The sequence below is a fragment of the Collinsella sp. AF37-9 genome, assembly GCF_003475115.1.
Taxonomy (GTDB): Bacteria; Actinomycetota; Coriobacteriia; order Coriobacteriales; family Coriobacteriaceae; genus Collinsella.
The window spans coordinates 1-5,796 of record NZ_QROQ01000018.1; the positions used below are offsets into that span (position 1 = coordinate 1).

4 protein-coding genes are annotated in these 5,796 nt (G+C 62.3%); 3 read left to right on the forward strand and 1 reads right to left on the reverse strand.

Annotation, left to right across the window (positions count from 1 at the left end):
* Positions 1-289 precede the first annotated feature (289 nt).
* On the forward strand, positions 290-1,201 hold the full coding sequence (locus tag DW024_RS06450; protein WP_158572173.1) for a CPBP family intramembrane glutamic endopeptidase: 912 nt from the start codon (positions 290-292) through the stop codon (positions 1,199-1,201).
* Here DW024_RS06450 and DW024_RS06455 read toward each other — a convergent pair.
* Entirely contained in the window at positions 1,198-3,339 is a 2,142-nt protein-coding gene (locus DW024_RS06455) for a YgiQ family radical SAM protein (RefSeq protein WP_233541350.1), read from the reverse strand. The genes DW024_RS06450 and DW024_RS06455 overlap by 4 nt on opposite strands.
* A gap of 253 nt (positions 3,340-3,592) precedes the next feature.
* Here DW024_RS06455 and DW024_RS06460 point away from each other — a divergent pair, with 253 nt between their 5' ends.
* Positions 3,593-4,309 carry a YoaK family protein gene (locus DW024_RS06460; RefSeq protein ID WP_118377270.1) on the forward strand — a complete coding sequence of 239 codons (717 nt, stop codon included), beginning with the start codon at positions 3,593-3,595 and terminating at the stop codon, positions 4,307-4,309.
* Positions 4,310-4,474: 165 nt separating this feature from the next.
* Positions 4,475-5,641 carry a lactaldehyde reductase gene (gene fucO / locus DW024_RS06465; protein WP_118377271.1) on the forward strand — a complete coding sequence of 389 codons (1,167 nt, stop codon included), beginning with the start codon at positions 4,475-4,477 and terminating at the stop codon, positions 5,639-5,641.
* The last annotated feature ends 155 nt before the right edge of the window (positions 5,642-5,796 follow it).

The window sequence follows — 5,796 nt, forward strand, 5'->3', positions numbered from 1 at the left end:
CGGTGGTATCCTTCCGGTAGTCGTTCGACCGGATGGCCTCCCCCTCGGCACTCACATTACCAGCCGCGGCGCCTGCCCGGCACTTTCCTATCAGCCGTCGGGGGCGGCGCGTCCCGCGCCGGCAGCACCCAACGGGCCCTCTCGGGGGCAGGGACGTTCGGCCGTGCGCGGGCGCCCGGTCGGCGGCCCGTTCTGGGCGCGCCTCAATCGTAGCCCGAGACGGGCCCGGGCTGACAATTTCGACTGTAATGGACGTTCTTAAATGACTAGCTGTCGGGAGGAGGTTGGCATGCTCAATGCGATGATTTGGGCGCTTGCCTGTTTTGGCGTCGTCGCTGCCGATATCGCCCTGAGTGTGGTTTTGTTCTCCGCTCTGGGCGTCGCATCGGTGTTCATGGGCTTTTCGATTGACGACCTCGATATTCAATTGCTTCAGGCTGCCGCGCAGATGGCATCGTTTTTAATGGCGCTGCTGTGGTGGCGTTATCTGTGGCCGCGTTCGTTTATGGCACGCCGGCAAAGCGCGCATCCGCTCGGCGGGGGAGCGCGCGGGGCGTGGAAGCGCATCGTCTGCGTTATCGTGATTGGCCTTGCCCTGCAGGTGGTCGTTGGCTACGTGACCGACGCCGTGCTGTCGCTGTTGCCCGAGGTCGCGACCGATTACAGTGAACTTGTCGAGGAGACGGGCATGGGCGACACGAGCTACCTGGCCGTCCTGACCACGGTGCTCGGCGCTCCGTTTTGCGAGGAGTTGCTGGTGCGCGGCATCATTTTTGAGTTTTCGCTCCGAGCGTTTAATCCGCAGTGCCGCCCACTTTGGAAGCGCCGGCGTCGTGCGGGTGCGCAGGACGGCGCCATGGTGCCCTGGGCGGCCCCGAGCACGTGGGGTATCGCCGCGGCGGTCGTGCTGCAGGCGGCGATCTTCGGTTTTATGCACATGAACTGGGTGCAGGGCTGCTATGCGGGCGCTGCCGGCCTCATTTTTGGCTGGGTGCTCGTGACGACCGGGAAGCTCCGCTACACGATCCTGCTGCACTTTGCCTTTAATGCCGGGTCGTATCTCATGACGTTGCTCTGGTTTGTGAACACACCGCTCGACGTGATAATCACGGTCACCATAGCCGGCATAATCCTCGTGGAGACGATGCGCTCACTGCGCCACGCATGCGAGACGGGCATAGCGACAGCACCGCTGCCCTAGTTGCGGCGTCCGCCTCCGTTGGCACCCTGACGCCCCTGAGCTGCACGGTTGCGCCCGGCAGTGTTTTGCGCGCGCGACATGCCGCCGTGCCCCTTGCTGCCCTTGGGCCCCTTGCTGCCAGCACCACCGTGGGCCTTGCCGCCCTTCTTACCGGTGCCATGCCCACCGCCAGCAGACGTCTCACCCGGGCGCGGCGGCACGGGGCGGATTAGACAGTGTTTGGTGTAGCCGATCAGGTCACGACGCCCGGCTTTTTCCAGCGCCTCGCGCACCAGCTTGTAGTTCTCGGGCTTGCGATACTGGATGAGCGCGCGTTGCATGGCCTTCTCGTGCGGGTCGCGTGCCACGTAGATCGGCTGCATGGTGCGTGGGTCCACGCCGGTGTAGTACATGCAGGTCGACATGGTGGACGGGGTGGGGTAGAAGTCCTGCACCTGCTCGGGCATGTAGCCCATGTCGCGCACGGCCTCGGCAAGGTCCACAGCTTCCTTCATGGTCGAGCCGGGGTGGCTCGAGATCAGATACGGCACCACGTACTGCTTGAGTCCGTATTCGCGGTTCAGGCGTTCAAATTTACGGCAGAACGCGTCGTAGACGGCGCGGCTCGGTTTGCCCATCACGGAGAGCACCGCGTCGCTCACATGCTCGGGCGCTACGCGCAGCTGGCCCGAGACATGGTGCTCCAGCAGCTCGCGCAAAAACTCGTCCGAGGCGTCGGCCATGGTGTAGTCAAAGCGGATGCCGCTGCGGACGAAGACCTTCTTGACGCCCGGCAGCTGGCGCAGATCGCGCAGCAACTGTGTGTAGCCGCTCTCGTCGACCACCATGTTCTTGCACACACTCGGCCACAGGCAGCGCTTGTTCTTGCACACGCCATGCTTGAGCTGTTTGTCGCAGGCAGGGCGGCTAAAGTTAGCCGTCGGTCCGCCCACGTCGTTGATGTAGCCCTTAAACTCGGGATCGCACGTGAGCAGCTCGGCCTCGCGCATGATCGAATCGTGGCTGCGCATCTGCAGCACGCGGCCCTGGTGGAAGGTGAGCGCGCAAAACGAGCACTCGCCAAAGCACCCGCGGTTGGAGCTGATCGAAAACTTGATCTCGGCAAAGGCCGGTACGCCGCCCGCCGCGTCGTAGTCGGGATGCCAATCGCGGGCGTAAGGGAGCTCGGCGACCTCGTCCATCTCGTCGGTGGTGAGTGTTGCCGATGGCGGGTTCTGCACCACATAGACGCTGTTGGGATAGGGTTCTACCAGGCGATGACCGGTGATGGGGTCCATATTCTGCTGCTGCACGTTAAAGCTGCGCGCGTAGTTGAGCTTGTCGGCGGCAAGGTCGTCCCAGCTGGGCAGCAGGTCGTAGTCGTAGACCTCGTCGAGCGAACCCGTGCGGTAGACGGTGCCGTTGATATAGGTGATCTGGTCGACGGGCAGTCCCGCGTCGAGCGCGTCGGCGATCTCGACAATCGCGTGCTCGCCCATGCCGTAGATGAGGATGTCGGCGCCCGAGTCGAGCAGTACCGAGCGCTTGAGCTTGTCCTGCCAGTAGTCGTAGTGGGCCAGGCGGCGCAGGCTTGCCTCGATGCCGCCGATGATGATGGGAGCGTCCTTGAACGTCTGGCGGATGAGGTTGCCATAGACCGTGACGGCTCGGTTGGGACGGCGCCCCTCCTCGCCGCCGGGGGTGTAGGCGTCGGAGTGGCGGCGGTGCTTGGTCACCGAATAGTGGTTGACCATGGAGTCCATGTTGCCGGCACTGACGAGAAAGCCCAGGCGAGGCTCGCCGAGCACCGTGATGCTGGCGGGGTCGGTCCAGTCGGGCTGGCAGATGATACCCACCTTGTAGCCGTGCGCGTCAAGGACGCGGCTGATGATAGCCATGCCAAAGCTCGGATGGTCCACGTAGGCGTCACCGCAGATGTAGACAAAGTCGCACTGGTCCCAGCCGCGCGCATCCATGTCGGCGCGACTGACGGGGAGGAACTTATCGCGGCCCGGACGCCAGGGGCGGGCGGGCGTCGCTTGGGAATGCTTGGTGCGGGCGACCGTGGCCTGCGCCTTACCGCCGCGCTTTTGCTGCTGGCCCTGTTTGCCCTGCTGACTGCGCTGGTTGTTCTGAGCGTGCTGAGGCTTTTTTGCCACGATCCCTCCCGGTGTTTGTATGCTGCACGTAATTGTAACCAGTCTTTTTGGGACGGGGCTAAAAAGACTGGTGGAGTACATGGGCTGGCGGATCGGCGTATCGATGCGGGTGCCGTTTGTTTCCAGACTGTGTATCTGCGCGTTGGGGAGCCCGTCTCGCGCGCATGCCATGTTGTCAATGGGTTACAGTATGAACGGCGGCTATGTTTCCGCCAACGCACGAGAGAGTCGTCAACAAGGAGGATGCACGACGATGCAGCGTGCCAAACAGATATCGGAGTCTATTGAGCTGGGCATCATCTTGGCGCTCGCCGGTGGCTTTATGGACGTTTATTCGTACATTGGGCGCGATCATGTTTTCGCTAACGCGCAGACGGGCAACATACTGCTGGTGGGCGTGAGCATCTCGGAGGGCAATTGGGCACTTGCGGGGCGTTACTTCTTCCCTGTGGTTTCGTTTGCTGTGGGCATTATGCTTGCCGACCTAGTTCACGAGCGGTTTGGCAGTGTGATTCACTGGCGCCAGGTGACGGTGTTTTTTGAAGCCGTTATCTTGCTGGGCGTGAGCTTTATCCCGGGCGGCGGTTACAACCTGCTCGCCAACTGCCTCACTTCGTTTGCCTGCGGTATGCAGGTAGAGAGCTTCCGCAAGATCCACGGTCACGGCATCGCTACGACCATGTGCATCGGCAACTTGCGCAACGCGCTACAAAACGTGGATGATTACATCATCACCCACAGGCGCGGCTTTTTGGAAAACGGCCTGCTGTACTTTGGCGTGATCTTTACCTTTGTGTTTGGCGCCGTGTTGGGCAACTGGTGCATTGAGCGCATGGGCCTGCACGCCATCGTCGTGGCGAGCTTGCTGCTGTTTGTCGCGTTTGCCATCATGTTCATCGACCGCGAGCGCGACTTGCGCTTACGCTGGAAGGTTGCGGCCGAGGCTTGGAAAGAGGGCTGCCGAAAGTAACCGAATGCGGCAAAGGGGCTGTCCCTTCGCCGCATTATTTTTCATCATATGTTGAAACGCTTTAACACTTTTGATGTTCTCGCGTGTTTTTTGTTTCAAAAGCGTTAGGATGGGACTCATAGCGCGGGGCGTAATGGGTGCCCCGCACACGATAGGAGGCTATCAATGGCTAATCGTTTCGTTCTCAATACCATCTCTTATCATGGTTCCGGCGCCATCAAGGAGATCCCCGGCGAGCTCCAGCGTCGCGGCTACAAGAAGATCTTCGTCTGCTCTGATCCCGACCTGGTCAAGTTTGGCGTTACCTCTAAGGTGACCGACGAGCTCGACGCCGCCGGCATCGCTTGGAGCCTCTACTCCGAGATCAAGCCCAACCCCACCATCCAGAACGTCAAGGACGGCGTCGAGGCCTTCAAGGCCGCCGAGGCTGACGCTATCGTGACCATCGGTGGCGGCTCTTCCATGGACACCGCCAAGGCCATCGGCATCATCATCAACAACCCCGAGTTCGCCGATGTCCGCAGCCTCGAGGGCGTTGCTCCCACTAAGAACCACGCCGTGTTTACCATCGCTGTGCCGACGACCGCCGGTACCGCTGCCGAGGTGACCATCAACTACGTCATCACCGACCCCGAGAAGGTCCGCAAGTTCGTGTGCGTCGACACCAACGACGCCCCCGAGGTCGCCGTCGTCGACCCCGACATGATGGCTTCCATGCCCGCCGGCCTTACCGCTTCCACTGGCATGGACGCTCTAACCCACGCCATCGAGGGCTACACCACCAAGGGCGCTTGGGAGCTCTCCGACATGTTCCACTTTGAGGCCATTAAGCTGATCAGCGAGAACCTGCGCGACTCTGTCGCCGAGGCCAAGTCCGGCAAGCCCGGCTCCGGCCGCGAGGGCATGGCTCTTGGCCAGTATGTCGCCGGCATGGGCTTCTCCAACGTTGGCCTGGGCATCGATCACGCCATGGCCCACACCCTGTCCGCTCACTACGATACCCCGCACGGCGTCGCTTGCGCCATGCTGCTGCCGATCGCCATGGAGTTCAACAAGCCGGTTTGCGCCGAGCGCCTGGCCAAGGTTGCCGTCGCCATGGGCGTTGACACCACGGGTATGAGCACCGACGAGGCTGCCGACGCCGCCATCGCCGCCGTCAAGCAGCTCTCCGCCGACGTGAACATCCCGCATGTCTGCGAGGCCATGAAGGCCGACGAGATCGAGGTCCTGGCCAAGGACGCCATGGCCGACGCCTGCTTCCCGGGTAACCCGCGCGAGGCGACGCTCGACGACGTCATCGAGCTCTTCAAGAAGATCTGCCCGGCTGCCTAACATGGTTCGGCGGGCCCCTGCCCGTTAGCCCCAGAATCGTCCTCGGACATGTCGGAGGCCCCGCTGCGCACTACGTGCGGCGGGGCCTCCTTCTGTCCTGCGGAAAGATTCTGGGGCTAACGGGCAGGGGCCCGCCGGCTCGTTATCGTGGCGGG